This is a genomic window from Kluyvera ascorbata, assembly GCF_023195735.1.
Taxonomy (GTDB): Bacteria; Pseudomonadota; Gammaproteobacteria; order Enterobacterales; family Enterobacteriaceae; genus Kluyvera; species Kluyvera ascorbata.
Map to the genome: position 1 here is coordinate 4,647,693 of NZ_CP096201.1, position 25,883 is coordinate 4,673,575.

Here is a 25,883-nt window from a genome sequence, read left to right on the forward strand (position 1 = left end):
TATGTACGTTGCCGTCAAAGGGGGCGAGAAGGCGATAGCCGCCGCCCATGCGCTACAGGAACATCGACGTCGGGGCGATACCGCGCTGCCGGAACTCAGCGTCGCCCAGATTGAACAGCAGCTTAACCTGGCGGTGGACCGGGTGATGACCGAAGGCGGCATCGCCGACCGCGAACTGGCCGCGCTAGCGCTGAAGCAGGCGAGCGGCGATAACGTTGAAGCGATTTTCCTGCTGCGCGCCTACCGCACTACGCTTGCCAGGCTGGCGGTGAGCGAGCCGCTGGCAACCAGCAACATGCGCCTTGAGCGCCGTATCTCCGCCGTCTACAAAGACGTGCCCGGCGGCCAACTGCTCGGCCCTACCTACGATTACACCCACCGCCTGCTGGACTTTACGCTGCTGGCAAACGGCGAAGCGCCAACCCTGAAAACCGATGACGGCGAGCCGTCTGCCGCACCGCACGTCTTTAGTCTGCTGGCTAAGCAAGGGCTGGCGAAAGCGGAAGAGGATAACGGCGCGACGCCGGATGACATCACCCGCACGCCGCCGGTTTACCCCTGCTCACGCTCCTCACGCCTCCAGCAGTTGATGCGCGGCGACGAAGGCTATCTGCTGGCGCTGGCCTACTCCACCCAGCGCGGCTACGGGCGCAACCATCCCTTCGCAGGGGAAATTCGCAGCGGCCATATTGATGTCGAAATTGTGCCCGAAGAGCTGGGTTTTGCGGTGAACGTCGGCGAACTGCTGATGACCGAATGCGAAATGGTTAACGGCTTCGTGGACCCGGCGGACGAACCGCCGCACTTCACCCGCGGCTATGGCCTGGTGTTCGGCATGAGCGAGCGCAAGGCGATGGCAATGGCGCTGGTCGACCGCGCGTTGCAGGCACCGGAGTATGACGAACACGCCGTCGGCCCGGCACAGGACGAAGAGTTTGTCCTCGCCCACGCCGATAACGTTGAAGCCGCCGGTTTCGTCTCGCACCTGAAACTCCCCCACTACGTCGATTTCCAGGCCGAACTGGAACTGTTGAAACGCCTGCAACGGGAGCAGAAAAATGGCTAATCTCAGCGGCTATAACTTCGCTTATCTCGATGAACAGACCAAGCGCATGATCCGCCGCGCCATCCTCAAAGCGGTGGCCATTCCCGGCTATCAGGTGCCGTTCGGCGGCCGCGAAATGCCGATGCCGTACGGCTGGGGCACCGGCGGCATTCAGCTCACCGCCAGCGTGATTGGCGAAGCGGACGTGCTGAAGGTGATTGACCAGGGCGCGGATGACACCACCAACGCCGTATCTATTCGCCAGTTCTTTCAGCGCGTGACCGGGGTGAACACCACCGAGCGCACCGAGGACGCCACCTTGATCCAAACGCGTCACCGGATCCCGGAAACGCCGCTGCTTGAGGATCAGATCCTGATCTTCCAGGTGCCGATCCCCGAGCCGCTACGCTTTATCGAACCCCGCGAAACCGAAACCCGCACCATGCACGCGCTGGAAGAGTACGGCGTGATGCAGGTGAAACTGTATGAAGATATCGCCCGTTTCGGCCATATCGCCACCACCTATGCCTACCCGGTGAAGGTGAATGGCCGCTACGTGATGGACCCGTCGCCGATCCCGAAATTCGATAACCCGAAGATGGACATGATGCCCGCGCTGCAGCTGTTCGGTGCCGGGCGCGAGAAGCGCATCTACGCCGTGCCGCCGTTTACCCGCGTTGAGAGCCTCGATTTTGACGACCATCCGTTCACCATCCAGAGCTGGGACGAGCCGTGCGCCATCTGCGGTTCACAGCACAGCTATCTCGATGAAGTGGTGCTCGATGACAGCGGCAAACGAATGTTTGTCTGCTCCGACACCGATTTCTGCCGCCAACAGCGCGAGGCGAAAAACGCATGACGCAACCATTACTCTCCGTTGATCGCTTGACCCATCTCTACGCGCCGGGCAAGGGCTTCAGCAATGTTTCTTTTGACCTGTGGCCGGGCGAAGTGCTGGGCATCGTCGGTGAATCCGGCTCCGGTAAAACCACGCTGCTGAAATCCATTTCGGCGCGTCTGACGCCGCAGGAAGGGGATATTCGCTACGAGGACCGTTCGCTATACGCCATGACCGAAGCCGACCGTCGCCGTCTGCTGCGCACCGAATGGGGCGTGGTACATCAGCACCCGATGGACGGCCTGCGTCGCCAGGTGTCGGCGGGCGGCAATATCGGCGAACGGCTGATGGCGATCGGCGCGCGCCATTACGGCGATATCCGCGCCACCGCCAAGCGCTGGCTGATCGATGTGGAGATCCCGGCCTCGCGCATCGACGACCTGCCGACCACCTTCTCTGGCGGGATGCAGCAGCGCTTACAGATTGCCCGCAACCTCGTCACCCACCCGAAGCTGGTGTTTATGGATGAGCCCACCGGCGGCCTGGACGTGTCGGTGCAGGCGCGCCTGCTCGACCTGCTTCGCGGCCTGGTGGTGGAGCTGAACCTGGCGGTGGTGATTGTCACCCATGATTTGGGCGTCGCGCGTCTGCTCGCCGACCGTCTGCTGGTGATGAAGCAGGGTCAGGTGGTGGAAAGTGGGCTTACCGACCGGGTGCTCGACGATCCGCACCATCCGTATACCCAGCTGTTGGTGTCGTCGGTGTTGCAGAACTAATTCCCGGCGCCGGGAAGGCTCAAATGCTTAAAGAGGCTAAAAATGAACGCGATCCGCGTCGAAAACGTCAGTAAAACCTTTGTTCTGCACCAACAAAACGGTGTCCAGCTTCCGGTGCTGCGCGATGCCTCGCTCACCGTCAACGCCGGAGAATGCGTGGTGCTGCACGGCCATTCCGGCAGCGGTAAATCCACCCTGCTGCGCTCGCTGTACGCCAACTATCTGCCAGATGAAGGCCATATTCATATTAAACACGGCGGCGAATGGGTCGACCTGGTGAGTGCCCCGGCGCGCAAAGTGGTGGAAGTGCGTAAGACCACCGTTGGCTGGGTCAGCCAGTTTCTGCGCGTGATCCCACGTATCTCCACGCTGGAAGTGGTGATGCAGCCGCTGCTCAACATTGGCGTACCGCGTGAAGTCTGCGCCGCGAAAGCCGCTCAGTTGCTGACACGCCTCAACGTGCCAGAGCGCCTGTGGCACCTCGCGCCGTCGACCTTCTCCGGTGGCGAACAGCAGCGCGTCAACATCGCCCGTGGCTTTATCGTCGACTACCCGATTTTGCTGCTCGACGAACCCACCGCCTCGCTGGACGCCAAAAACAGCGCTGCCGTGGTCAGCCTGATTACCGAAGCCAAAGCCCGCGGCGCGGCCATCGTCGGCATTTTTCATGACGAAGCCGTCCGTAACCAGGTCGCCGACCGCCTCCACCCAATGGGTACACCTGCATGATTATCAATAACGTAAAGCTGGTTCTTGAGAACGACGTGGTTCATGGTTCCCTTGAGGTTCAGGATGGCGAAATTCGCGCCTTTGCCGAAAGCCAGAGCCGCCTGCCGGAAGCGATGGACGGCGAAGGCGGCTGGCTGCTGCCGGGGCTGATTGAGCTGCATACCGATAATCTGGATAAATTTTTCACCCCGCGCCCGAAGGTTGACTGGCCCGCCCACTCGGCGATGAGCAGCCACGATGCGCTGATGGTCGCCAGCGGCATCACCACCGTGCTGGACGCGGTAGCGATTGGCGATGTGCGCGACGGCGGCGACCGTCTGGAAAACCTTGAGAAGATGATCAATGCCGTTGAGGAGACGCAAAAACGCGGCCTCAACCGCGCCGAGCACCGCCTGCATCTGCGCTGCGAACTGCCGCATCACACGACCCTGCCGCTCTTTGAAAAGCTGGTTCGCCGCGAGCCGGTCTCGCTGGTCTCCCTGATGGACCACTCGCCGGGGCAGCGCCAGTTCGCCAACCGCGAAAAGTACCGCGAATACTACCAGGGCAAATACTCGCTGACCGATGCGCAGATGCGTCAGTATGAAGAAGAGCAGCTTCAGCTTGCCGCACGCTGGTCGCAGCCGAACCGCGCCGCCATCGCCGGGATGTGCCGCGATCGCCATATCGCGCTGGCAAGCCACGACGATGCCACCCATGAACACGTGGTCGAATCGCACCAGTTGGGCAGCGTCATCGCCGAATTCCCTACCACCTTTGAAGCCGCGGAATCCTCACGCCGCCACGGCATGAACGTGTTGATGGGCGCGCCGAACATCGTGCGCGGCGGCTCACACTCCGGCAACGTCGCCGCGCGTGAATTAGCTCAGCTCGGCCTGCTGGATATTCTCTCCTCTGATTACTACCCAGCCAGTCTGCTGGACGCCGCCTTCCGCGTGGCGGATGACGACAGCAATACCTTTAGCCTCCCTCAGGCCATCACGCTGGTGACGAAAAATCCGGCACGAGCGCTGAATCTGCACGACCGCGGGGTGATTGGTGAAGGGAAACGGGCCGACCTGGTGCTGGCGCACCGTAAAGGCGAGCACATTCATATCGACCACGTCTGGCGTCAGGGGAAAAGGGTGTTCTGATGAAAGGAAAACTGGTCTGGTTAATGGGGCCCTCCGGCTCCGGTAAAGACAGCCTGCTGGAAGTGCTTCGCCAGCAGGAGCTTTCGCAACTGTTAGTGGCTCACCGCTATATCACTCGCCCGGCCAACGCCGGGTGTGAAAACCATATCTCGCTGAGCGAACAGGAATTTTTCACCCGCGCCGGGCACAATCTGCTGGCATTAAGCTGGCACGCTAACGGCCTGTATTACGGTGTGGGCGTAGAGATTGACCTCTGGCTGCACGCCGGGTTTGACGTGGTGGTGAACGGTTCCCGCGCGCACATGGCGCAGGCCAAAGCCCGCTACGCCGATGCGCTGCTGCCGGTCTGTTTGCAGGTTTCACCAGAGATCCTTCGACAGCGGCTGCACGCCCGCGGGCGGGAGAATGGCGTCGAAATTGCCGCCCGGCTGGAACGCGCCGCGCGCTATACGCCCTCGGAATGCCATACGCTCAATAATGACGGCAGTCTGCTACAGTCGGTAGAGAAGCTCCTCACGCTGATGGGGAGAAAGGAGCCACGCTATGCTTGTCTGTGAACTACGCCATGCCACCTTCGAGGACATCGAGGACGTTTACGCGCTCATGTGCGAGCTGAAGCAGGCCGAATACGACAGAGACGCCTTTTATACCGGCTTCGCCGCCAATCTTCAGGATAGGAACCTGCACTATCAGCTGGCCGTGCTCGACGACGAGGTGGTGGGTATGGTGAGTTTGCATTTGCAGTTTCATCTGCATCACGCCAACTGGATTGGCGAGATTCAGGAACTGGTGGTGATGCCACAGGTGCGCAGCACCGGGATTGGCAGCCAGCTGCTGGCATGGGCGGAAGAGACCGCACGCGAAGCAGGCGCAGAGATGACCGAGCTTTCCACCAGCACGAAGCGCCTTCATGCCCATCGTTTTTACCAGCGTGAGGGCTATGCCCCAAGCCACGTTCGTTTCACCAAAGCGTTATGAAGATGCTGTATGAGTTTGAGCCTCACCCTCAGCGGTACCGGCGGCGCACAGGGCGTGCCCGCCTGGGGCTGCGACTGTCTGGCCTGTACGCGGGCCCGTCGCGCCCCGAAGTATCGGCGTAAACCCTGTAGCGGCGTGGTCCGCTTTAACGACGCCATCACCCTGATCGACGCCGGGCTGCACGATCTCACCGATCGCTGGCCCGCCGGATCTTTCCAGCAGTTTTTGCTCACCCACTACCATATGGATCACGTGCAGGGGCTGTTTCCGCTGCGTTGGGGCGTGGGCGACACCGTTCCGGTTTACGGCCCGCCGGATGAACAGGGCTGCGACGATCTGTTCAAACATCCCGGCCTGCTGGATTTCAGCCACACCGTGGAACCGTTCGTGGTCTTTGATTTGCAGGGATTACAAGTGACGCCCGTGCCGCTCGAACACTCGAAGCTCACCTTTGGCTACCTGCTGGAAACGCCGCACAGCCGCGTCGCCTGGCTCTCGGATACCGCCGGGCTGCCGGAGAAAACGCTGACCTTTTTAAGCAATAATCGCCCGCAGGTGATGGTGATTGATTGCAGCCACGCTCCGCGGGATCAAACGCCGCGCAACCATAGCGACCTGGCGACGATTCAGGTCCTTAACGACGAGATCCGCTGCCCGCGCGTTATCCTGACCCATATCAGCCACCAGTTTGATGAATGGATGATGACCCACCTGCTGCCACCCGGCATTGAGGCAGGCTACGACGGCATGGAAATCCGTCTGGATTAACGGTCGTAATCGTCGTCGAGACGCTGTTCGTCGTCCGATAGCTGACGGCGCTCCTGGTCTAACTGACGCTGGCGATCGTCAAGCTGGCGGCGGCGGTCATCAAGCTGCCGACGACGATCGTTATATTGCTGACTGCTCTGCGTGCTGCGGCGATCGTTATAGGATCGATCGTCGTCATCACGATCGCGGCTGGAACGATCGCTGCTGCCTGGGTTATAGGCATCGTTGATCGCCTGCTGAATGTTGCCGATGGCGTCATCAATAATGTCGGCGTGGGCGAGCTGGCTGGTCAGCGACAGCGCGCAGAAGAACACGGCGGTGAGGTAGCGTTTCATAGGGCCAGTCTCGTCAGGGGGCTGGCTGTAGGTTATGCAAGTATCTCCTACCGATGTAGCGGAGGAATCCCAATCCTGCCCGATAAAAATCGCGTGATAAATGTCACCCCGTTTTTCCCATCGACACGTCAAATATGACGACAGCCTGTTTTTCGTCAGCGTTTTGTCCAAAAATCAGCCGTATTATCAGGGAATGTCCACAATAAAAAAGTGGCATAAAAGATGCATACTGAGGGCGACAGCGCGTATGCGCGATTTGATTAACTGGAGCGAGACCGATGAAAAAAGTCGTCACGGTTTGCCCGTATTGCGCATCAGGTTGCAAAATCAACCTGGTGGTCGATAACGGAAAAATCGTCCGGGCAGAGGCGGCTCAGGGGAAAACCAACCAGGGTACCCTGTGTCTGAAAGGCTATTACGGCTGGGATTTCATTAACGATACCCAGATCCTGACGCCACGCCTGAAAACCCCAATGATCCGTCGCCAACGTGGCGGCAAGCTGGAATCCGTCTCCTGGGACGAAGCGCTGAATTACGTGGCTGACCGCCTGAGCGCTATCAAAGCGAAATACGGCCCGGATGCCATTCAGACTACCGGTTCCTCACGCGGAACGGGTAACGAAACAAACTACGTCATGCAGAAATTTGCGCGTGCGGCGATTGGTACTAACAACGTCGACTGCTGCGCACGCGTCTGACACGGCCCTTCGGTTGCAGGTCTGCACCAATCGGTCGGTAACGGCGCCATGAGCAATGCCATCAACGAAATTGATGACACTGACTTAGTGTTTATTTTCGGGTACAACCCGGCAGACTCCCACCCTATCGTGGCGAATCACGTGATTAACGCCAAACGTAAAGGGGCGAAAATCATCGTCTGCGATCCGCGTAAAATTGAAACCGCGCGTATTGCTGATATGCATATTGCATTGAGAAACGGCTCGAACATCGCGCTGCTCAACGCCATAGGTCATGTCATTATTGAAGAAGATCTGTACGACAAAGCGTTCGTCGCTACCCGTACCGACGGTTTTGAAGAGTATCGTAAGATTGTCGAAGGCTACACGCCGGAGTCCGTCGAAGATATTACCGGCGTCAGCGCACAGGAAATTCGTCAGTGTGCGCGTATGTATGCCGGTGCGAAAAGCGCGGCCATCCTGTGGGGCATGGGTGTCACCCAGTTCTATCAGGGCGTGGAAACCGTACGTTCACTGACCAGCCTCGCAATGCTGACCGGTAACCTCGGTAAGCCACACGTGGGCGTGAACCCGGTTCGCGGTCAGAACAACGTTCAGGGCGCCTGCGATATGGGCGCATTGCCGGATACCTATCCGGGCTATCAGTACGTGAGCAACCCGGCTAACCGCGAGAAATTCGCCAAAGCCTGGGGCGTGGAAAGCCTGCCAGCACATACCGGCTATCGCATCAGCGAGCTGCCGCACCGTGCCGCGCATGGCGAAGTTCGCGCCGCGTACATTATGGGTGAAGATCCATTACAGACCGATGCAGAGCTCTCTGCGGTCCGTAAAGGCTTTGAAGATCTGGAGCTGGTCATCGTCCAGGATATCTTCATGACCAAAACCGCTGCTGCCGCAGACGTCATTCTGCCGTCTACGTCATGGGGCGAGCATGAAGGGGTGTTCACGGCCGCAGACCGTGGTTTCCAGCGCTTCTTTAAAGCCGTTGAACCGAAGTGGGATCTGAAAACGGACTGGCAGATCATCAGCGAAATCGCCACCCGTATGGGCTACAAAATGCACTACAACAACACCCAGGAAATCTGGGATGAGTTGCGCGGCCTGTGCCCTGATTTCTACGGTGCCACCTATGAGAAAATGGGTGAGCTTGGCTACGTCATGTGGCCATGCCGCGATGAGTCCGACGCTGACCAGGGGACGTCTTACCTCTTCAAAGAGAAGTTCGATACCCCGAATGGTATGGCGCAGTTCTTCACCTGCGACTGGGTAGCGCCAATCGACAAGCTCACCGACGAGTTCCCAATGGTACTGTCGACGGTGCGTGAAGTTGGCCACTACTCTTGCCGTTCGATGACCGGTAACTGTGCGGCGCTGGCAGCACTGGCGGATGAACCGGGCTATGCCCAGATCAACACCGCAGATGCCGCGCGTTTAGGCATTGAAGATGAAGCGCTGGTGTGGGTGAACTCCCGCAAAGGCCGCGTCATCACCCGTGCCGCGGTGAGCGATCGTCCAAACAAAGGCGCGATTTACATGACCTACCAGTGGTGGATTGGGGCATGTAATGAACTGGTAACCGAGAACTTAAGCCCGATTACCAAAACGCCTGAGTATAAATACTGCGCCGTAAACGTTGAGCCGATTGCCGACCAGCGTGCCGCAGAGCAGTATGTTATTGATGAGTATACGAAGCTGAAGGCCGGACTGCGCGAAAGCGCAATGGGCTAAGCGGACTCGTTTCAACGCCTCCATTCGGGGGCGTTTTTTTATCCTGCCGATCTCTTTATACTGCCCCCTTCCTCGACAACCTACATAATAAGATGAAACGAATTTTTGCATTGTTATGGTTATGCCTGACGGCGCTATTCGCACATGCCGATGAGCCGGGCAGTCAATACCTGGAAGCCGCCGAAGCGGGAGACGCACGGGCGCAATACTATCTGGCCGATACCTGGTTTAGCTCCGGCGACCTGAGTAAAGCCGAATTCTGGGCGCAAAAATCTGCCGATAGCGGCGATGCCGATGCCTGCGCGCTGCTGGCACAGATTAAAATCACTAACCCGGTAAGCCTCGACTATACCGAAGCCAAAGCGCTGGCTGAGAAAGCTGCGAAAGCGGGAAGCCGGGCCGGTGAAGTTATCCTGGCGCGCATTCTTATCAACAGCCAGGCGGGCCAGACCGACTACCCGCGGGCGATTACGCTGCTCCAGCAAGCGTCGATGAACGCCGAGAGCGATTTCGCGGTAGACGCGCAAATGCTGCTGGGGTTGATTTATGCCAACGGCGTAGGCGTGAAGGAAGATGACGAGAAGGCGACGGACTACTTCAAAAACAGTTCCGCGCTCTCCCGCACCGGCTACGCCGAGTACTGGGCCGGGATGATGTTCCTGAGCGGCGAGAAAGGGTTTATCCCGCAGAACAAGCAGAAAGCATTGCAGTGGTTGAACCTGAGCTGTACGGAAGGGTTTGATACCGGGTGTGAAGAGTTTGATAAGGTGAGCGCGGAGTAGCTTTTTCCCATGGTCGCCCGGCCAAGCGAAGCGCCGCCGGGATCTGCACCTAAACCAAAAAAATAATGCCGGGCAAGCCCGGCATTATTGTTCTATTTATTGATCGGCAGTTTTATCAAACCTGCCCAGCACCTCGCGCTCATACGCCAGCGCTTTCTTGCGGTCAAACTTGTGTTCCCACTTAGCAATAACCAGCACCGCCAGCGCGTTACCCACCACGTTCAGCGCGGTACGCGCCATATCGAGGATACGGTCAACGCCGGCAATAAATGCCAGGCCTTCCAGCGGAATACCAACGCTGCCGAGCGTCGCCAGCAGTACTACGAACGATACGCCCGGCACGCCCGCGATCCCTTTTGAGGTCACCATTAGCGTCAGCACCAGCACGATTTCCTGCCAGATAGAGAGGTCGATACCGTAAAGCTGCGCGATAAAGATAGCCGCGATGCTCTGGTACAGCGTTGAACCGTCGAGGTTAAATGAATAACCGGTCGGCACCACGAAGCTGGTGATAGACGCCGGTGCGCCATAGGCTTCCATCTTCTCAATAATACGCGGCAGCACGCTCTCGGAGCTGGCGGTGGAGTACGCCAGAATCAGCTCGTCTTTCAGGATACGAATCAGGATCCAGATGCTCAGCCCGCAGATGCGCGCCACGATGCCCAGCACCACCAGCGCGAAGAACAGAATCGCGAAGTGCACCAGCAGCACCAGCTTCGCCAGCGGCCACAGCGAAGCGAAGCCGAAGTTAGCGACCGTCACCGCGATCAGCGCAAACACACCCACCGGCGCGTAACGCATCACCATATGGGTGACTTTAAACATGGTTTCAGAGATAGAACGGAACACCGTAACCAGCGGTTCGCGGTGAGCAGCAGGCAGCGAGGAGAGCCCCAGACCAAACAGCACCGAGAAGAAGATAATCGGCAGCATGTCGCCTTTCGCCATCGACGCAATGATATTGGTTGGTACCAACGACAGAATAGTACCCATCAAGCCATGCGCGTGGCTTTGTACTTCCGCGGTGGTGCTCTGATATTTCGAAATGTCCACCGTCGCCAGCTGCGACATGTCGATCCCGGACCCTGGCTGGAAGACATTCGCCATGGTAATACCGATGATAATCGCTATCGTGGTGATCACTTCAAAATAAATGATGGTTTTTGCGCCAATACGCCCTAACTGTTTTGCATCGCCCACACCGGCTATTCCAACGACCAGCGTGGAAATAACGATCGGCACAACAATCATTTTAATCAGGTGGATGAATATATCGCCAGCGGGAGATAACAGATTCATAACCAGCCAGTCGCGGCTATCGCTATGATAATGCAGGTAACTACCGAGAATAATACCTAGCACGAGGGCAATGAGAATTTGCCACGCCAGGCTGATTCGTGTTTTCTTCATAACTGCAGACTTCCTCAATGAAAAATACCATGCCAAACAGGAATGGTATCCATTTGAAAGGGGGTGATTTGTGTTGCGTTTACTTTTAGAGGTTTTTAACGCGCATTATCAGTACCATCTGCACGGTGTCTCGCGCAAGCCTTTCAGAACAGGGCTTTTCACTAAGAAATTCCATATTACTACTGATTTCTACCAGTAATTATTTATAAGTTTTTGTTATAAAAAAAGAAAAAACCCGTCTTTTTCTATAAATCCCTCTCCGTAATTATTTTTGTTCAAAGATTCAAATGAACGTTATTTGAACAATTCCAATATTGCGTGATCTGCCGCGCAAATAGTAAACAAAGCGTCTTCTCCCTCTGTTATTAACTTTTATGAGACATATTATTAACATCTTACAAGGAGAAAAAAAGCATGAGCCAAATTCACAAACACCCTATTCCTGCAAATATTGCAGAACGCTGCCTGATAAACCCGGAGCAATACCAGACCAAATATCACCAGTCAGTCACTAACCCGGATGCATTCTGGGGTGAAGAGGGAAAAATCCTCGACTGGATGCAGCCTTACACCAAAGTGAAAAACACCTCCTTTGCGCCTGGCAATGTCTCCATCAAATGGTATGAAGACGGCACCCTGAACCTGGCAGCAAACTGCCTGGACCGTCATTTAGACACCCGCGGCGACCAGACCGCAATCATCTGGGAAGGCGACGATGCGTCCCAAAGCAAACATATTACCTACCGCGAACTGCACCGCGACGTTTGTCGCTTCGCCAATACCCTGCTGTCACTGGGCGTGAAAAAAGGCGACGTGGTGGCTATCTATATGCCGATGGTGCCGGAAGCGGCGGTAGCGATGCTGGCCTGTGCCCGTATCGGCGCCATTCATTCCGTTATCTTTGGCGGCTTCTCACCGGAAGCGGTCGCGGGTCGTATCATCGACTCAAATTCCCGTCTGGTGATCACCTCTGACGAAGGCGTTCGCGCCGGGCGCAGCATTCCGCTGAAGAAAAACGTCGACGATGCGCTGAAAAACCCGAACGTTAAAACCATCGAAAACGTGGTCGTATTGAAGCGCACCGGCGGTAACGTCGAATGGCACGAAGGCCGCGACCTGTGGTGGCACGACCTGATGGAAAAAGCCAGCGACCAGCACCAGCCAGCCGAGATGAACGCGGAAGACCCGCTGTTTATCCTTTATACCTCCGGTTCCACCGGTAAGCCTAAGGGCGTGCTGCACACCACCGGCGGTTATCTGGTGTATGCCGCGACCACCTTTAAATACGTCTTCGACTACCATCAGGGCGACATCTACTGGTGTACCGCCGACGTGGGCTGGGTCACCGGTCATAGCTATCTGCTGTACGGCCCGCTGGCCTGCGGCGCGACGACGCTGATGTTCGAAGGCGTACCAAACTGGCCAACCCCGGCGCGTATGTGCCAGGTGGTGGACAAGCACAAGGTCAACATTCTCTATACTGCACCGACGGCGATTCGTGCGTTGATGGCGGAAGGCGATAAAGCCACCGCGGGCACTGACCGCTCTTCCCTGCGCATTCTGGGCTCCGTCGGCGAGCCGATTAACCCGGAAGCCTGGGAGTGGTACTGGAAGCAGATCGGCAACGAGAAGTGCCCGGTGATGGACACCTGGTGGCAGACCGAAACCGGCGGCTTTATGATCACCCCGCTGCCGGGCGCTATTGAGCTGAAAGCGGGCTCCGCCAGCCGTCCGTTCTTCGGCGTACAGCCCGCGCTGGTGGATAACGAAGGCCATCCACAGGAAGGGGCGACCGAAGGCAACCTGGTTATCACCGACTCCTGGCCGGGTCAGGCGCGTACGCTGTTCGGCGACCACGAGCGCTTTGAGCAAACCTACTTCTCCACCTTCAAAAACATGTACTTCAGCGGCGATGGCGCGCGTCGTGATGAAGATGGCTACTACTGGATCACCGGCCGCGTCGATGACGTGCTGAACGTCTCCGGCCACCGCTTGGGTACCGCAGAAATCGAGTCGGCGCTGGTATCACACCCGAAAATTGCCGAAGCGGCCGTAGTTGGTATTCCGCACAACATTAAAGGCCAGGCGATTTACGCCTACGTCACGCTGAACCACGGCGAAGAGCCGACGCCAGCGCTGTATACCGAGGTGCGCAACTGGGTCCGTAAAGAGATTGGCCCACTGGCAACCCCGGATGTGCTGCACTGGACCGACTCGCTGCCGAAAACCCGCTCAGGCAAGATCATGCGCCGCATTCTGCGCAAGATTGCCGCTGGTGACACCAGCAACCTGGGCGATACCTCTACGCTCGCCGATCCGGGCGTGGTGGACAAACTGCTGGAAGAGAAGCAGGCCATCACGATGCCGTCATAAGAGCAGGCTTTCCCCTCTCCTGTTCACCGGGAGAGGGCCGGGGTGAGGGTGCACCGCCGTACACCGCCCCTCGCCCGATCCTTTTTCCGCTCGGAGAAAGGAACAGTACGGTGTTCTGGTTCTGATTTGCACAACAAAAAACACTACGTAAGAAAACCTCTGGAGACTCTGTGATGAATGATCAAATTTGTCAGCAGATAGAAGATAGTGCGCATTTCAGGGAGCTCGTCCAAAAACGGCAACGGTTTGCCACCTTCTTATCGCTGATTATGTTAGTGGTGTACGTCGGTTTTATTTTACTCATCGCTTTTGCCCCTGGCTGGCTCGGCACGCCGCTGCATCCGGGCACCAGCGTCACGCGCGGTATCCCGATTGGGATCGGCATTATCGTCATTTCCTTTTTGTTGACCGGCATCTACGTCTGGCGGGCCAACAGTGAATTCGATCGCCTGAACAAGGCCGTACTGCGTGAGGTAAAAGCATCATGAAGAAAGTCCTGACGGCGCTTGCCGCCACACTTCCTTTCGCAGCCAACGCGGCCGACGCGATCAGCGGGCACGTGGAACGTCAGCCAACCAACTGGCAGGCGATTATCATGTTCCTGATTTTCGTCATGCTGACGCTGTATATCACCTACTGGGCCTCGAAGCGCGTGCGTTCGCGCAGCGATTACTACACCGCTGGCGGCAACATCACCGGTTTCCAGAACGGGCTGGCGATTGCCGGTGACTTTATGTCAGCGGCCTCGTTCCTCGGTATCTCCGCGCTGGTGTACACCTCCGGCTACGACGGCCTTATCTACTCACTCGGCTTCCTCGTCGGCTGGCCAATCATTCTGTTCCTGATTGCCGAACGCCTGCGTAACCTCGGCCGCTACACCTTTGCTGACGTCGCGTCATACCGACTAAAGCAGGGGCCAATCCGCATGCTTTCCGCCTGCGGCTCACTGGTGGTGGTAGCGCTGTACCTGATAGCCCAGATGGTCGGTGCCGGTAAGCTTATCGAACTGCTGTTCGGCCTCAACTACCACGTCGCCGTGGTGCTGGTTGGCGTGCTGATGGTGATGTACGTGCTGTTCGGCGGCATGCTCGCCACCACGTGGGTACAAATCATCAAAGCGGTACTGCTGCTGTTCGGCGCCAGCTTCATGGCCTTTATGGTGATGAAACACGTCGGCTTTAGCTTCAATAACCTGTTCACCGAAGCGATGGCGGTACACCCGAAAGGCGCAGCCATCATGAGCCCTGGCGGGCTGGTGAAAGACCCGATATCGGCGCTGTCGTTGGGTCTCGGCCTGATGTTTGGTACCGCTGGTCTGCCGCACATCCTGATGCGTTTCTTCACCGTAAGCGACGCCAGCGAAGCGCGTAAGAGCGTGTTCTACGCCACCGGCTTTATGGGTTACTTCTACATTCTGACCTTTATCATCGGCTTTGGCGCGATCATGCTGGTGGGGGCGAACCCGGCGTTTAAAGACGCAGCGGGCGCGCTGATTGGTGGCAACAACATGGCGGCGGTTCACCTGGCCGATGCCGTGGGCGGTAACCTGTTCCTGGGCTTTATCTCTGCGGTTGCTTTCGCCACCATTCTGGCGGTGGTCGCCGGTCTGACGCTGGCCGGGGCTTCAGCGGTCTCTCACGACCTGTACGCCAACGTCTTTAAGAAGGGCGCAACCGAACGTGAAGAGCTGAAGGTCTCGAAAATCACCGTACTGGTACTGGGCGTGGTGGCGATCCTGCTGGGCATTCTGTTCGAGAATCAGAACATCGCGTTCATGGTGGGCCTGGCGTTCTCCATCGCGGCAAGCTGCAACTTCCCTATCATCCTGCTCTCCATGTACTGGTCGAAGCTGACCACCCGTGGCGCGATGATTGGCGGCTGGTTGGGCCTGCTGACGGCGGTCGTGCTGATGATCCTCGGCCCAACCATTTGGGTGACGATCCTCGGTCACGAGAAAGCTATCTTCCCGTATGAATACCCGGCGCTGTTCTCTATTGCCATCGCCTTTATCGGTATCTGGTTCTTCTCTGCCACCGATAACTCTGCCGAAGGTAATCTCGAACGCGAGCAGTTCCGCGCGCAGTTCATCCGTTCGCAGACCGGTCTCGGCATCGACCAGGGCCGCGCGCACTAAAATCCCCTCCCCGGCCTCTGGTCGGGGATCACATTTTTTCCCCCTTCAGGTGACGTTTATCACGTCGCCAAAACGAAAAAAGCCGATGCGCATCACAAGCTTTATCTACGATTCGCAAAGGCCATCACACTTTTCCCGTTTTCACGCCTATCCCCGGTTTTACCTCTACGACGTTTACAGACAACCCGCGCCGCGCTTTTTATTCTTTACTCAAGGCTTCTGGCAAAACGAGTTAAGCGCTCCGGGCTTAACAGCAGCGGCAGAAACAGCGGGCCGCTGACGGGCGGATTCACAAGCCAGCGTTCCAGCGTATCGGCATAGCGAAGCAACTGCTGTTGATGCTTTTGCAACGAGCCAGCAGGCAGGCTTTGCGGGCCGTAGTGATCAAGCCACAGGGCATCGGTCACCGCCGCCGCCACGCGAGAGAACATCTGGCTGTAGATTTCCGCGCTGCGCCAGGCGGCCAGCAGCACCTCCAGCGTGTCATCCGGGCAGGTAATCCGCGGCATCAACTCCCGCAGGTTTTGTACCGTGCGAGTGGCAAGGAAGCAGGCGGCCTCTTTTTCCAGCGTGACCCGCTCGCGCTGCTCTTTGCCAAGCACCGGGTCGTCGGTCGGCATTAAGGGCTGCCAGGCGTGCATCCAGTTGGCACTGCGGGTGTCCATGTGCAGCAGCTGCTGCGCCTGGGAGAGGCTCTCTGGGATCTGGCTTTGGTAGTGCAGCCGTCGCCCGAGAAAGTTTGGCGTTTTACACAGCCAGTCGTAGCTGGCGTGAACGATAGTAGAAAGCCGGTGTTTATCCTGCGTCGAGCGAAAGCCAAGCTGCTGATGCTCGGCCCAGCGTTCAAAGGCCGACGGCGCGGAATCGTCGACCTGATTAGCGGCGGAAAGGCCAAAGAGATTAATGGCGTTGGCGGAGTCCATGACCCGGCTATCGGGCAACCACTGCCAGCTAACGCGAGAGGTAATGGCCTCAATTTCGTTTTCGGCGGCGCTCAGCGCCCAGCTCAGACGGCCGCTGATTTCATCGGCCAGATAGCACGGCAGCGCGGTCCAGCCGTAGCCGGTGCCGAAGAGGTCGTACTCGATCCATTTTTTATGCCCCGGCAGCGTTGCGATGTGCGGGTGGTTGGCAAAACCGGGGTGATAGTCCAGCTCGGTGGCTTTGATAGAGGCGCGAACGTCGTCCGAGAGCCGAGCAAGGATGTTGGAAAGCTGCTGGCGCGGCCAGCTGTCATCAATAAAGTCGCGCGGCACCAGCTTTTTCCCCTGGGCGCGCAGCAGGCTCCAGACATCGTGCAGGCTCTGCTGCCAGCGAACAGTCTGAAAGTCCGGCGTGGTCAGGCTCAGAATCATGCCGCTGAGGTGCGGCAACGACGGCAATAACGAGTGCAGTATTGCGGCATAAAACTGCTGCCAGAAATCCGGCGCGCTTTTTTCGTCGAAGGTCAGCTCGGGAAATTTACGCTTAATAATATCGTCATTAGGCGCCGCTTCCCCCTGAAGCCAGAACGAAAGGTTATTTTCCGCCAGATAACGGTCAACGCGTTTTAAATACTGCAACGCGTAGTTTTGCTGATGAATTAAGTTCTCGACGTGGAGTTTCTGACTTAACGGCGAGGGCGTCGCAAGAATAGAAAGCAGTTCCTGCTGGTGCAGGATGATGCCGGTGAAACCGTGCTGTTTCGCGCTTTTAACACCCTGAATAAACCAGGGCCAGTGCCAGATAAAAGTGCTGTTCAGCTCCATCAATTGATGCGGAATACGTTTCATTGCGTCGCCTTGCGGATTTTGGTGTTGATATATTAATCGAGGATGTCATGAAAAAATATGCGTTGGTCGGAACTGGGGGTCGTGCAGGTTTATATATTTCCGCTATTGGTGGCACCTGGCGTAATAACGCCAGAATGGTCGCCTTTTGCGATACCAACCAGACGCGAATGAACTACGCCAATACGCTGCTGCAAAAAGAGGGAGCCGAGCCGGTCTCCACCTGGAAAGCGGCGCAGTTTGAAGAGATGATCCGCGAAACGCGTCCGGATATCGTCATCGTTACCACCATGGACCGCACCCACGACGACTATATCGTGCGGGCACTGCACGCGGGCTGCGATGTGATCACCGAAAAGCCGATGACCATCGACGAAAAGCGCGCGCTGCGTATTCTGGACGCCATCGAAGAGACCGGGCACACCGTGCGCGTGGCCTTCAATTACCGTTATGCGCCGCACCACAGCAAGGTGCGTGAACTGCTGATGCAGGGCGTGATAGGCAACGTCACCTCCGTTCACTTCGAGTGGCTGCTCAACACCGAACACGGCGCAGATTATTTCCGTCGCTGGCACCGCGAAAAACGTAACAGCGGCGGCCTGCTGGTGCATAAATCCACCCACCATTTCGACCTGATGAACTTCTGGCTGGCGAGCTATCCGGAGCGCGTGTACGCCGAAGGCAGCCTGCAATTCTACGGCAAAGAGAACGCCGAGAAGCGCGGCGTCAGCCAGTTCTACCCGCGTACCCATGGTTATGCCGAAGCCAAAGACGATCCGTTCGCGTTGAATATGGCGGACAACGAACAGCTGAAAGCGCTGTATCTGGACGCCGAGCATGAAGATAACTACTTCCGCGACCAGAGCGTGTTCAGCGATGGCATCACCATCGAAGACACCATGTCAGTGCTGGTGAAATATCAGAACCAGGTGCAACTCACCTACTCGCTTAACGCCTATCTGCCGTGGGAAGGGCTGAACGTGGTGTTTAACGGCACCGAAGGCCGCCTGGAGATGAAAATCGTTGAGAAATCCTACGTTAACGCCGGTGGCAAGCGCGAAAACGAAGGCAGCCTGGAGCAGTGCGATATCACCGTCTTCCCGATGTTTGCCGAACCGTGGAAAGCCGAATTTAATCTCGGCGAAGGCGGCCACGGCGGCGGCGATAACGCCATGCTGGCGGATCTGTTTGGCGAACCGGGCAACGACCCGCTGCAGCGCGCCGCCGACCACCGCGCGGGGGCAATGTCTATCCTCACCGGCATTGCGGGCAACATTTCGATGCAGCAGCAGCGCCCGGTGAACTTTAAGGAGTTTGAACTGGTTTCCCGTCTGACAAAACGTTAAGCCGCACGCCTTCCGGTGCGGCAGGAGGCTGCGCCGGAGCGAATGGTCAGTATTTTGCTGTTACTCACCTGTTTAATAACGCTATTTATGCCTCTATCCTGGAGACAAATAATGAATAAACTCGTTTCAGGTGTCATCGCATCGCTGTTATTTTCCTGTGCCTCTGCCTGGGCGCAGCAGCCCGTTGAATTACGCATGTCGTGGTGGGGCGGCAATAGCCGTCACCAGGCCACGCTCAAGGCGCTGGAAGCCTTCGAGAAAAAGTATCCCGATATCAAAGTGAAAGCCGAATACACCGGCTGGGACGGGCACCTTTCGCGCCTGACAACCCAGATGGCAAGCGGCACCGAGCCGGATGTGATGCAGACCAACTGGCCGTGGCTTATCATTTTCTCCAAAAACGGCGAAGGCTATTACGATCTCAATAAGCTCAAGAGCGAGCTCGATTTCAGCCAGTATCAGGCCAAAGATTTGCAGTCCACCACCGTCAAAGGCAAGCTCAACGGCCTGCCTATCTCGGTTAACGCGCCGGTCTTTTACTACAACGATGTCACCTGGCAGAAAGCCGGGCTGGCCTATCCTAAAACCTGGGACGAATTCTTTGCCGCCGGGAAGGTGTTCCAGCAGAAGCTCGGCAACAACTACTACCCGTACACCATGGTCGATCAGGATGTGATTCTGCTGCTTAACGCCTACATGATGCAGAAACACCAGAAGCCAATGTTCAACAGCGACGGCAAGTTTGCCTGGAACGACGCGCAGTGGATTGAAGCCTTCAACTTTGTGAAGCGGCTGAGCGATGACCACGTGCTGCCGTCACCGAAAACGCTCTCCGCCTACGGCAAGGGCAATCTGTATGAGATGAAACCGTGGATTAACGGCGAATGGGGTGGCCTGTTCACCTGGAACATTACCATCCGGATGTTTGCCAACAACATGACGCCACCGGCGAAGCTGGTGCTCGGCGACTACGTAATGCAGCCGGGAACGGACGAGTCCGGCGTTTACTTTAAAACGTCACAGATGTTCTCGATAGCGAAGTCCACCAGGCATCCGAAAGAGGCGGCGATACTGCTGAACTTCCTGGTCAGCGACCCGCAGTCGGTCGAGGCATTAGGGCTGGAGCGCGGTATTCCGCTGAACAAGGCGGCAGAAACGCTGCTGACCGAAAAAGGGGTGATTGATCCGAATGACCCGGTCGTCGCCGGATTGCGTCAGGCGCAGTCGCTGCACACTACCGCTATCGCCACGCCGTATATTGAGGATTTGCAGGTTATCGATCAGTTTACCTCGGCCCGCGAGAAGCTGGACCTCGGTAAGCAGACGACCGCTGAAGTGGTCGCCGATTTCCGCCAGCAGGTGGAACGCATTGTGCGGCGGTTGAATCGCTAATGTTGCCTGACGGCGCTTTGCTTATCCGGCCTACGGGATTGCACCCTTGTAGGCCGGGTAAACGCTGCGCCACCCGGCAACGGCGTCAAAACATAATCCAGCCCACTAACGGTGCCACCAGCACCATCACCACACCGGACAGCATCATCACCAGGCTTGCCACCACACCTTCCTGCGGCCCTAGCTCATAGGAGCGCGCCGTCCCGGCACCGTGCGAGGCCGCACCAAAGCCCGCGCCCTTCGCCATCCCTTCACGGATCGCTAAGCGCAGGAACAGCACGTCGCCAATCGCCATACCGAATACGCCGGTCACCACCACAAACAGCGCCACCAGCTCAGGCTGGCCGCCGAGGGATTTCGCCGCCGCGAGGGCAAACGGCGTGGTGATGGAACGTACCGCCAGGCTACGCTGAATTTCATCCGACAGCGTAAACAGACGCGCCAGCCATACTGAACTGGTTACCGCCACCACCGTCGCCGTGATCACGCCCGCGGAGAGCGACATCCAGTGGCGCTTGATGATCGCCAGGTTGTCGTACACCGGCACCGCAAACGCGATAGTCGCCGGGCCAAGCAGCCACAGCAGCCAGTGCGCTTCGCCCATGTAGTTCTGATAGGAGATATGGCCGAACACCAGCATCAGCACCAGCAGCACCGGGGTCAACACCAGCGGCATCAGCGGCAGCTTGCGAAAGCGGCGATACAGGCGTTTGTTGGCAAAGTAGAGCACCAGCGTAATCGCCAGGCACAGCACGCTCAGCTGAAAGTTACTCATGACGCATCCGCTTTAGCTCGTAACGATAGACCTTATCGACCACCCACGCGGTCGCCGCCAGCACCATCATCGTGCTCAACGCAATTACCACAAAAATCCGCCAGCCGTCGACCATCAGCAGTTGGGCATAGTTCACCACCGCCACCACCGCAGGCACAAAGAACAGCAGCATTTCCGCAAGCAGCCAGCGAGACCCGGCGCGTACCCACTTCAGCGGCACAATATGGCAGACGATCAGCGCCAACAGCAGCACCATGCCAACCAGGTTAGCGGGAAGCGGCAAATGCCACCAGCTCACCAGATATTCAGCAAAAACAAACAGTCCCGCGTACAGCACGACCTGTACTGGAACCTGGAGACGGTTTAAAACGGAGGGCACAACGCGCCCTAAGGCCTCAGCCATGGAGGGATGTCCAGAAAAAATGAGAGAGGCACAGTATAGTGAGACAACGATGATGACAAAAATGAATTAAACTCATCGGTAGCATAGTTTAGAGGCATAATCATGGACATCAGAACGCTGCGCTACTTCGTCGAAGTTGTTCGTCAGCAGAGCTTTACCCGCGCGGCGGAGAAGCTCTTCGTGACGCAACCCACCATCAGTAAAATGCTCAAAAACCTGGAAGATGAGCTGAACTGCACCCTGCTTATTCGCGACGGCCGCAAGCTGTTAATGACCGATACCGGGCAGGTCGTGTTCGACCGCGGGCTGGCTATCCTCGACGAATTCCGCCAGCTAGAAGCGGAGCTCAGCGATATTAACCATCTCAATAAAGGCGTACTGCGACTCGGCATTCCCCCGATGGTCGGCATGCTGATGGCCGGGCCCATTAGTCTGTTTCGCCAGCGCTACCCCGGCGTAGAGCTGAAAATCTCCGAGGGCGGCGGGCTAACCGTGCAGCAGGCGGTCATGAACGGCGAGTTGGATCTGGCGATGACGGCGCTGCCGGTGGAAGAAGAAAGCGCGCTGACCACCCGGCTCTTGTTCAGCCACCCACTTTGCGTGCTGGTGCCGCGTTCCGGCGACTGGCTGGAGCAAACGTCGGTATCTCCACAGCAGCTTGCCGCGCATCCTTTGCTTATCTACAACGAAGATTTCGCCCTTAGCCGCCAGCTGATGCAGCTGTTTACGCGCCATCACGTGAAGCCGCGTATTGCGGTGCGCAGCGGGCAATGGGATTTTCTCGCCGCAATGGTCCAGGCGGGCGTCGGCGTGGCGATTCTGCCGGAGCCGATTTGCCGCAGGCTCGATGAGAAAACCCTGCGCTGGCTGCCGCTGGAGAGCGATTTGCGCTGGCAGTTGGGGATGATTTGGCGGGAAGGGGTTTATTTGTCTCACAGCGCTCAAGCGTGGCTGAAGTGCTGTGAGGGGTTTACGCTGCCAGAGTAGATATGGTGCCATTCCCGGGGTCGGCGTAAACGCCTCGCCCGGGCTACGATACACGACCGTAGCCCGGCCAAGCGCAGCGCCGCCGGGGCAGCACCGGACTTAACTACGCATCCTCAATCAACAGCGCTTCCAACAGGTCGAGGTCATGCAGCAGCTTCTGCAAGGTCTCGTTGCTTATCTGACGCGTCGCGCGCAGGTGATACAACTCCCCACGCTCAGAGCGCAGCGCCGCGAGGCGGAAGCGGCGTTCAAGCTGCTCTTCCAGCATCGAGGTCTCTACGTCGTTACGCCCATCGACGCGGCGACGCAGGTTACCAATCACGCGCGAACTGACCTCGGTCAGCAGCTGATTATCGATGTTCTCGGTGGTATCCGCGGCAAGACGCTCCTCCATTTTCTGAATAGCGACAATCGCCACGTCCGCCGTCGCAGCCCGCGCCAGGCGCTCTTCTTTACGCTGCTGCACGTTATCGGTTGATTCGATATGACGCAGCAAAATCGGCAGCGCAATCACCCCGACAAACAGCGAGAACAGAATCACGCCCGCGGCCAGGAAGATAAGCTCATAACGCGCCGGGAAGGCATCACCAGAAGGCAGCAGCAGCGGAATGGAGAGCACACCGGCCAGGGTAATCGCCCCGCGCACGCCGGCAACGGAGGAGATCAGCAGCTCACGAGTGGTCCATGAGCCAAACTCCATCGGTTTCTTTTTCAGGAAGCGCTGGCTCAGCTTACGCATCGTCCACAGCCAGCCAAAACGCACCAGCATCAGCGCCGCGTAAATCAGGATGATATCGGTAAACAGCATCCAGGTTTCGACGTTCGGGTCAGCCTCTGCCGCCACCAGCGAGCTTTCGAGAATATCCGGCAGCTGTAGACCTAACAGCAGGAACACCATGCCGTTAAACACAAACTCCAGCATCGCCCAGGTGCTGTTGGCACGCAGACGCATCGCCAGCGGCGCGGTGCGCATCACGCCGGAACGGGTGATGGTCATCCCGGCCGCTACCGCCGCGAGGATACCGGACACCCCGATATGTTCGGCAATGAGATAAGAAGCGAACGGCAGCAGGAACAGCAGCACAATCTGCGTGGCCGGTTCATCACCACCCCAGCGGCTCAGGAAACGCATCGAGCGACCGTACGACCAGCTGACCACAAAACCTGCCAGAATGCCGCCGATTGCCACTTTGAGGAATTCCATCGTCGCACCGCCGACGGTAAAGACCATCGTGCCCATCGCCACCGCGACGGCAAACTTCAGCGACACCAGGCCAGAGGCGTCGTTCATCAGCGCCTCGCCTTGCAGAATCCCCATGATTTTTTTCGGAATGCGCCCCTCACCGACAATCCCGGATAGCGCCACGGCATCGGTCGGCGAGAGTACAGCCGCCAGCGCAAAGGCTGGAATCAGCGGTATACCTGGCACAATCCAGTAGATCAGGAAGCCAATCCCTACGACCGTCACCAGCACTAATGCCAGCGCCAGCCCGAGGATCTCTCGCCCGTGCTCAATAAACTCGCGCGTCGGCGTTTTCCAGCCGTCGGCAAACAGCAGCGGCGGAATGAACAGAACGAGGAACAGTTCCGGGTCAAATTCAACGTGCAAACCAAACGTTGGCCACGCCAGCAGCGCGCCGATGGCGATTTGCATTAAAGGTAGTGGGATCTGGAAGGGCATTACGCGCGTAACCACCCCGGAGAGCGAAACCACGAGGGTCATGATGAGTATAGTGAAGAATATTTCCATGCGTTCCCTGTTTACAGCGTTGTCTTATTATTCAAAACATGAAGCGTCGTGCTTCCGAGTTTACGTTACCCAGATTAACGCAAAAGGAAACGAGAGGTGGCTGAAAATAGAAAAAAAGTCCAGACCTGTAGCCCGGCCAAGCGACAAACAAAAAACCCGCCATCAGGCGGGTTTTTTCTGCGAGGGTAGGAGATTAAATCGCCCAGCCGCCCGCATAGAAGATAACCAACGCCGCCGCAATCACTACGGTGCCGATGTTCAGCTTGCGCCATTCGCCTGAAACCACGCGGCCAACCACCAGCGTCGCGAAGCCAATCATGATGCCGGTAACGATGTTACAGGTCAGCACGATCATCACCGCGGTGATAAGACCAGACATCGCGTCAACGAAGTCGTTGAAGTCGATACGCGCCACGTTGCTCAGCATCAGCAGGCCGACGTACATCAGCGCAGGTGCGGTCGCATAGCCTGGAACCAGGTAAGAGAGCGGAGAGAGGAACAGAATCAGCAGGAACAGGATGCCAACGGTGATTGCCGTTAAGCCGGTTTTACCACCTGCCGCCGTACCCGCTGCGGACTCGATGTACACCGCCGCCGGGGATGCACCCACAACCGCAGAGAACACGCTGCTCAGGGAGTCAGTGGTCAGCGCTTTGCCGCCGTTAATGATCTGGCCGTCTTTATCCAGCAGGTTTGCCTGACCGGCTACCGCGCGGATAGTACCGGTGGCGTCAAACACGGCGGTCATCACCAGCGCCAGTACGCTTGGCAGTACAACCGGGTTCAGCGCGCCCATAATATCGAGGCTACCAATCAGCGAGTTGCCCTGGTCATCGCTCAGCGATGGCATGGCGAACACGCCGGAGAAGTGCACGTTTGGATCGAAAATCAGACCCACGATGGAGACACCAATGATGGTCAGCAGAATGCCGCCCGGTACCTTCAGTTTCTCCAGACCGATAATCATCGCCAGACCGACCAGCGTCATGATAACCGGGAAGCTATCGAACTGACCCAGCGCAACCGGCAGGCCGTCCAGTGGGTTTTTCACCACCATGCCAACGCCGTTCGCGGCGATCAGCAGCAGGAACAGGCCGATACCAATGCCCGTACCGTGCGCAATGCCCTGCGGCAGATTGCGCAAAATCCAGCTACGAATACCGGAAGCAGAGATGATGGTAAACAGTACACCCATCAGGAATACCGCGCCCAGCGCAACCGGAATGCTGATGTGCTGGCCCAGCACCAGGCTAAAGGCGGTAAAGGCGGTCAGTGAAATCGCACAGCCGATAGCCAGCGGCAGGTTTGCCCACAGGCCCATCACGATAGAACCGACACCGGCCACCAGACAGGTTGCCACGAAGACCGCAGCCGGTGGGAAACCGGCTTTACCCAGCATGCCCGGCACCACGATCACCGAGTAAACCATCGCCAGGAAGGTAGTAAGACCGGCGACAATCTCCTGACGAACGGAGCTACCACGTGCAGAAATTTTAAACCAGGCGTCTAACGAACCGCCGGTACGCGCTGAAGGCGTAGACATAGAAAACATCCCCTGAGAGTTTTTATCATTCGTTCGTCTGCGTGGTGGAACATCCACTGCCAGCTAAGCGTCATCTCCATGTGCTACTTGCGGCAATAGGGGAGCCACAAAAAAGCAAACGATTAACTCCGCGCAGACAAAACGATATTCGGAATTCCTTATCCTCGGCGTGTGCGAGATAAGGTTGACCC

23 protein-coding genes are annotated in these 25,883 nt (G+C 57.5%); 16 read left to right on the forward strand and 7 right to left on the reverse strand.

Annotated elements, in window-relative coordinates; translation table 11 throughout:
* The first annotated feature begins 1 nt into the window (after nt 1).
* The 8 genes from MY052_RS22235 to phnP are packed head-to-tail and all read left to right on the forward strand — an operon-like array spanning nt 2 to nt 6,267.
* Nucleotides 2–1,066: a carbon-phosphorus lyase complex subunit gene (locus MY052_RS22235; protein WP_123651190.1), complete on the forward strand. Its 1,065-nt coding sequence runs from the start codon at nt 2–4 to the stop codon at nt 1,064–1,066.
* Nucleotides 1,059–1,904, forward strand: coding sequence for an alpha-D-ribose 1-methylphosphonate 5-phosphate C-P-lyase PhnJ (gene phnJ, locus MY052_RS22240; RefSeq protein ID WP_035896835.1), 846 nt, complete (start codon nt 1,059–1,061; stop codon nt 1,902–1,904). The genes MY052_RS22235 and phnJ overlap by 8 nt, the downstream gene beginning before the upstream one ends.
* On the forward strand, nt 1,901–2,659 hold the full coding sequence (gene phnK / locus MY052_RS22245) for a phosphonate C-P lyase system protein PhnK (RefSeq protein ID WP_248537878.1): 759 nt from the start codon (nt 1,901–1,903) through the stop codon (nt 2,657–2,659). The genes phnJ and phnK overlap by 4 nt, the downstream gene beginning before the upstream one ends.
* A 42-nt stretch (nt 2,660–2,701) precedes the next feature.
* Nucleotides 2,702–3,388 (forward strand): phosphonate C-P lyase system protein PhnL, encoded by a 687-nt coding sequence (gene phnL, locus MY052_RS22250; RefSeq protein ID WP_123651191.1) that lies wholly within the window; start codon nt 2,702–2,704, stop codon nt 3,386–3,388.
* Nucleotides 3,385–4,521, forward strand: coding sequence for an alpha-D-ribose 1-methylphosphonate 5-triphosphate diphosphatase (gene phnM / locus MY052_RS22255; protein WP_248537879.1), 1,137 nt, complete (start codon nt 3,385–3,387; stop codon nt 4,519–4,521). The genes phnL and phnM overlap by 4 nt, the downstream gene beginning before the upstream one ends.
* On the forward strand, nt 4,521–5,078 hold the full coding sequence (gene phnN / locus MY052_RS22260) for a ribose 1,5-bisphosphokinase (protein WP_035896841.1): 558 nt from the start codon (nt 4,521–4,523) through the stop codon (nt 5,076–5,078). Before phnM ends, phnN begins: the two co-directional genes overlap by 1 nt.
* The gene (gene phnO, locus MY052_RS22265) at nt 5,065–5,499 is read left to right on the forward strand and encodes an aminoalkylphosphonate N-acetyltransferase (RefSeq protein WP_035896843.1); all 435 of its coding nucleotides are present in this window, start codon (nt 5,065–5,067) and stop codon (nt 5,497–5,499) included. Before phnN ends, phnO begins: the two co-directional genes overlap by 14 nt.
* A gap of 9 nt (nt 5,500–5,508) precedes the next feature.
* Nucleotides 5,509–6,267: a phosphonate metabolism protein PhnP gene (phnP, locus tag MY052_RS22270; RefSeq protein WP_248537880.1), complete on the forward strand. Its 759-nt coding sequence runs from the start codon at nt 5,509–5,511 to the stop codon at nt 6,265–6,267.
* Here the strand turns inward: phnP and yjdP are convergent.
* Nucleotides 6,264–6,602 carry a DDRRRQL repeat protein YjdP gene (yjdP, locus tag MY052_RS22275; protein ID WP_202216738.1) on the reverse strand — a complete coding sequence of 113 codons (339 nt, stop codon included), beginning with the start codon at nt 6,600–6,602 and terminating at the stop codon, nt 6,264–6,266. The genes phnP and yjdP overlap by 4 nt on opposite strands.
* 278 nt (nt 6,603–6,880) lie before the next feature.
* Here yjdP and fdhF point away from each other — a divergent pair, with 278 nt between their 5' ends.
* Nucleotides 6,881–9,028, forward strand: a complete 2,148-nt coding sequence (gene fdhF, locus MY052_RS22280; RefSeq protein ID WP_081918588.1) for a formate dehydrogenase subunit alpha — start codon at nt 6,881–6,883, stop codon at nt 9,026–9,028.
* Nucleotides 9,029–9,120: 92 nt separating this feature from the next.
* Nucleotides 9,121–9,810 carry a tetratricopeptide repeat protein gene (locus tag MY052_RS22285; RefSeq protein WP_123652253.1) on the forward strand — a complete coding sequence of 230 codons (690 nt, stop codon included), beginning with the start codon at nt 9,121–9,123 and terminating at the stop codon, nt 9,808–9,810.
* 96 nt (nt 9,811–9,906) lie between these two features.
* Here MY052_RS22285 and gltP read toward each other — a convergent pair whose 3' ends face one another.
* Nucleotides 9,907–11,220 (reverse strand): glutamate/aspartate:proton symporter GltP, encoded by a 1,314-nt coding sequence (gene gltP, locus MY052_RS22290; RefSeq protein WP_035896852.1) that lies wholly within the window; start codon nt 11,218–11,220, stop codon nt 9,907–9,909.
* Nucleotides 11,221–11,634: 414 nt separating this feature from the next.
* Between gltP and acs the strand changes: the two genes are divergently transcribed.
* From acs to actP, 3 genes are all read left to right on the forward strand, one after another.
* Complete coding sequence (acs, locus tag MY052_RS22295) at nt 11,635–13,593, forward strand: acetate--CoA ligase (protein WP_035895959.1); 1,959 nt, start codon at nt 11,635–11,637, stop codon at nt 13,591–13,593.
* 173 nt (nt 13,594–13,766) lie between these two features.
* Nucleotides 13,767–14,081, forward strand: a complete 315-nt coding sequence (locus tag MY052_RS22300) for a DUF485 domain-containing protein (RefSeq protein ID WP_035895957.1) — start codon at nt 13,767–13,769, stop codon at nt 14,079–14,081.
* The gene (gene actP, locus MY052_RS22305) at nt 14,078–15,727 is read left to right on the forward strand and encodes a cation/acetate symporter ActP (RefSeq protein WP_035895955.1); all 1,650 of its coding nucleotides are present in this window, start codon (nt 14,078–14,080) and stop codon (nt 15,725–15,727) included. The genes MY052_RS22300 and actP overlap by 4 nt, the downstream gene beginning before the upstream one ends.
* A 206-nt stretch (nt 15,728–15,933) precedes the next feature.
* On the opposite strand, the gene MY052_RS22310 is transcribed toward actP, so the two are convergent.
* Complete coding sequence (locus MY052_RS22310) at nt 15,934–17,499, reverse strand: hypothetical protein (RefSeq protein ID WP_248537881.1); 1,566 nt, start codon at nt 17,497–17,499, stop codon at nt 15,934–15,936.
* Nucleotides 17,500–17,546: 47 nt separating this feature from the next.
* On the opposite strand from MY052_RS22310, the gene MY052_RS22315 reads away from it, so the two are divergent.
* Entirely contained in the window at nt 17,547–18,842 is a 1,296-nt protein-coding gene (locus MY052_RS22315; RefSeq protein WP_123652249.1) for a Gfo/Idh/MocA family protein, read from the forward strand.
* Between the two features lie 108 nt (nt 18,843–18,950).
* On the forward strand, nt 18,951–20,234 hold the full coding sequence (locus MY052_RS22320; protein WP_420828649.1) for an ABC transporter substrate-binding protein: 1,284 nt from the start codon (nt 18,951–18,953) through the stop codon (nt 20,232–20,234).
* Between the two features lie 85 nt (nt 20,235–20,319).
* Here MY052_RS22320 and MY052_RS22325 read toward each other — a convergent pair whose 3' ends face one another.
* Together MY052_RS22325 and MY052_RS22330 are read right to left on the reverse strand one after the other, a co-directional pair.
* The gene (locus MY052_RS22325; protein WP_035895947.1) at nt 20,320–21,009 is read right to left on the reverse strand and encodes an LrgB family protein; all 690 of its coding nucleotides are present in this window, start codon (nt 21,007–21,009) and stop codon (nt 20,320–20,322) included.
* Nucleotides 21,002–21,412, reverse strand: a complete 411-nt coding sequence (locus MY052_RS22330) for a CidA/LrgA family protein (protein WP_035895946.1) — start codon at nt 21,410–21,412, stop codon at nt 21,002–21,004. Before MY052_RS22330 ends, MY052_RS22325 begins: the two co-directional genes overlap by 8 nt.
* Before the next feature lie 102 nt (nt 21,413–21,514).
* Here MY052_RS22330 and MY052_RS22335 point away from each other — a divergent pair, with 102 nt between their 5' ends.
* On the forward strand, nt 21,515–22,399 hold the full coding sequence (locus MY052_RS22335) for a LysR family transcriptional regulator (protein ID WP_035895944.1): 885 nt from the start codon (nt 21,515–21,517) through the stop codon (nt 22,397–22,399).
* A 103-nt stretch (nt 22,400–22,502) separates the two neighbouring features.
* Here MY052_RS22335 and MY052_RS22340 read toward each other — a convergent pair whose 3' ends face one another.
* On the reverse strand, nt 22,503–24,149 hold the full coding sequence (locus MY052_RS22340) for a Na+/H+ antiporter (protein WP_035895943.1): 1,647 nt from the start codon (nt 24,147–24,149) through the stop codon (nt 22,503–22,505).
* 193 nt (nt 24,150–24,342) lie between these two features.
* Nucleotides 24,343–25,692: an NCS2 family permease gene (locus MY052_RS22345; protein ID WP_248537883.1), complete on the reverse strand. Its 1,350-nt coding sequence runs from the start codon at nt 25,690–25,692 to the stop codon at nt 24,343–24,345.
* Between the last annotated feature and the right edge of the window lie 191 nt (nt 25,693–25,883).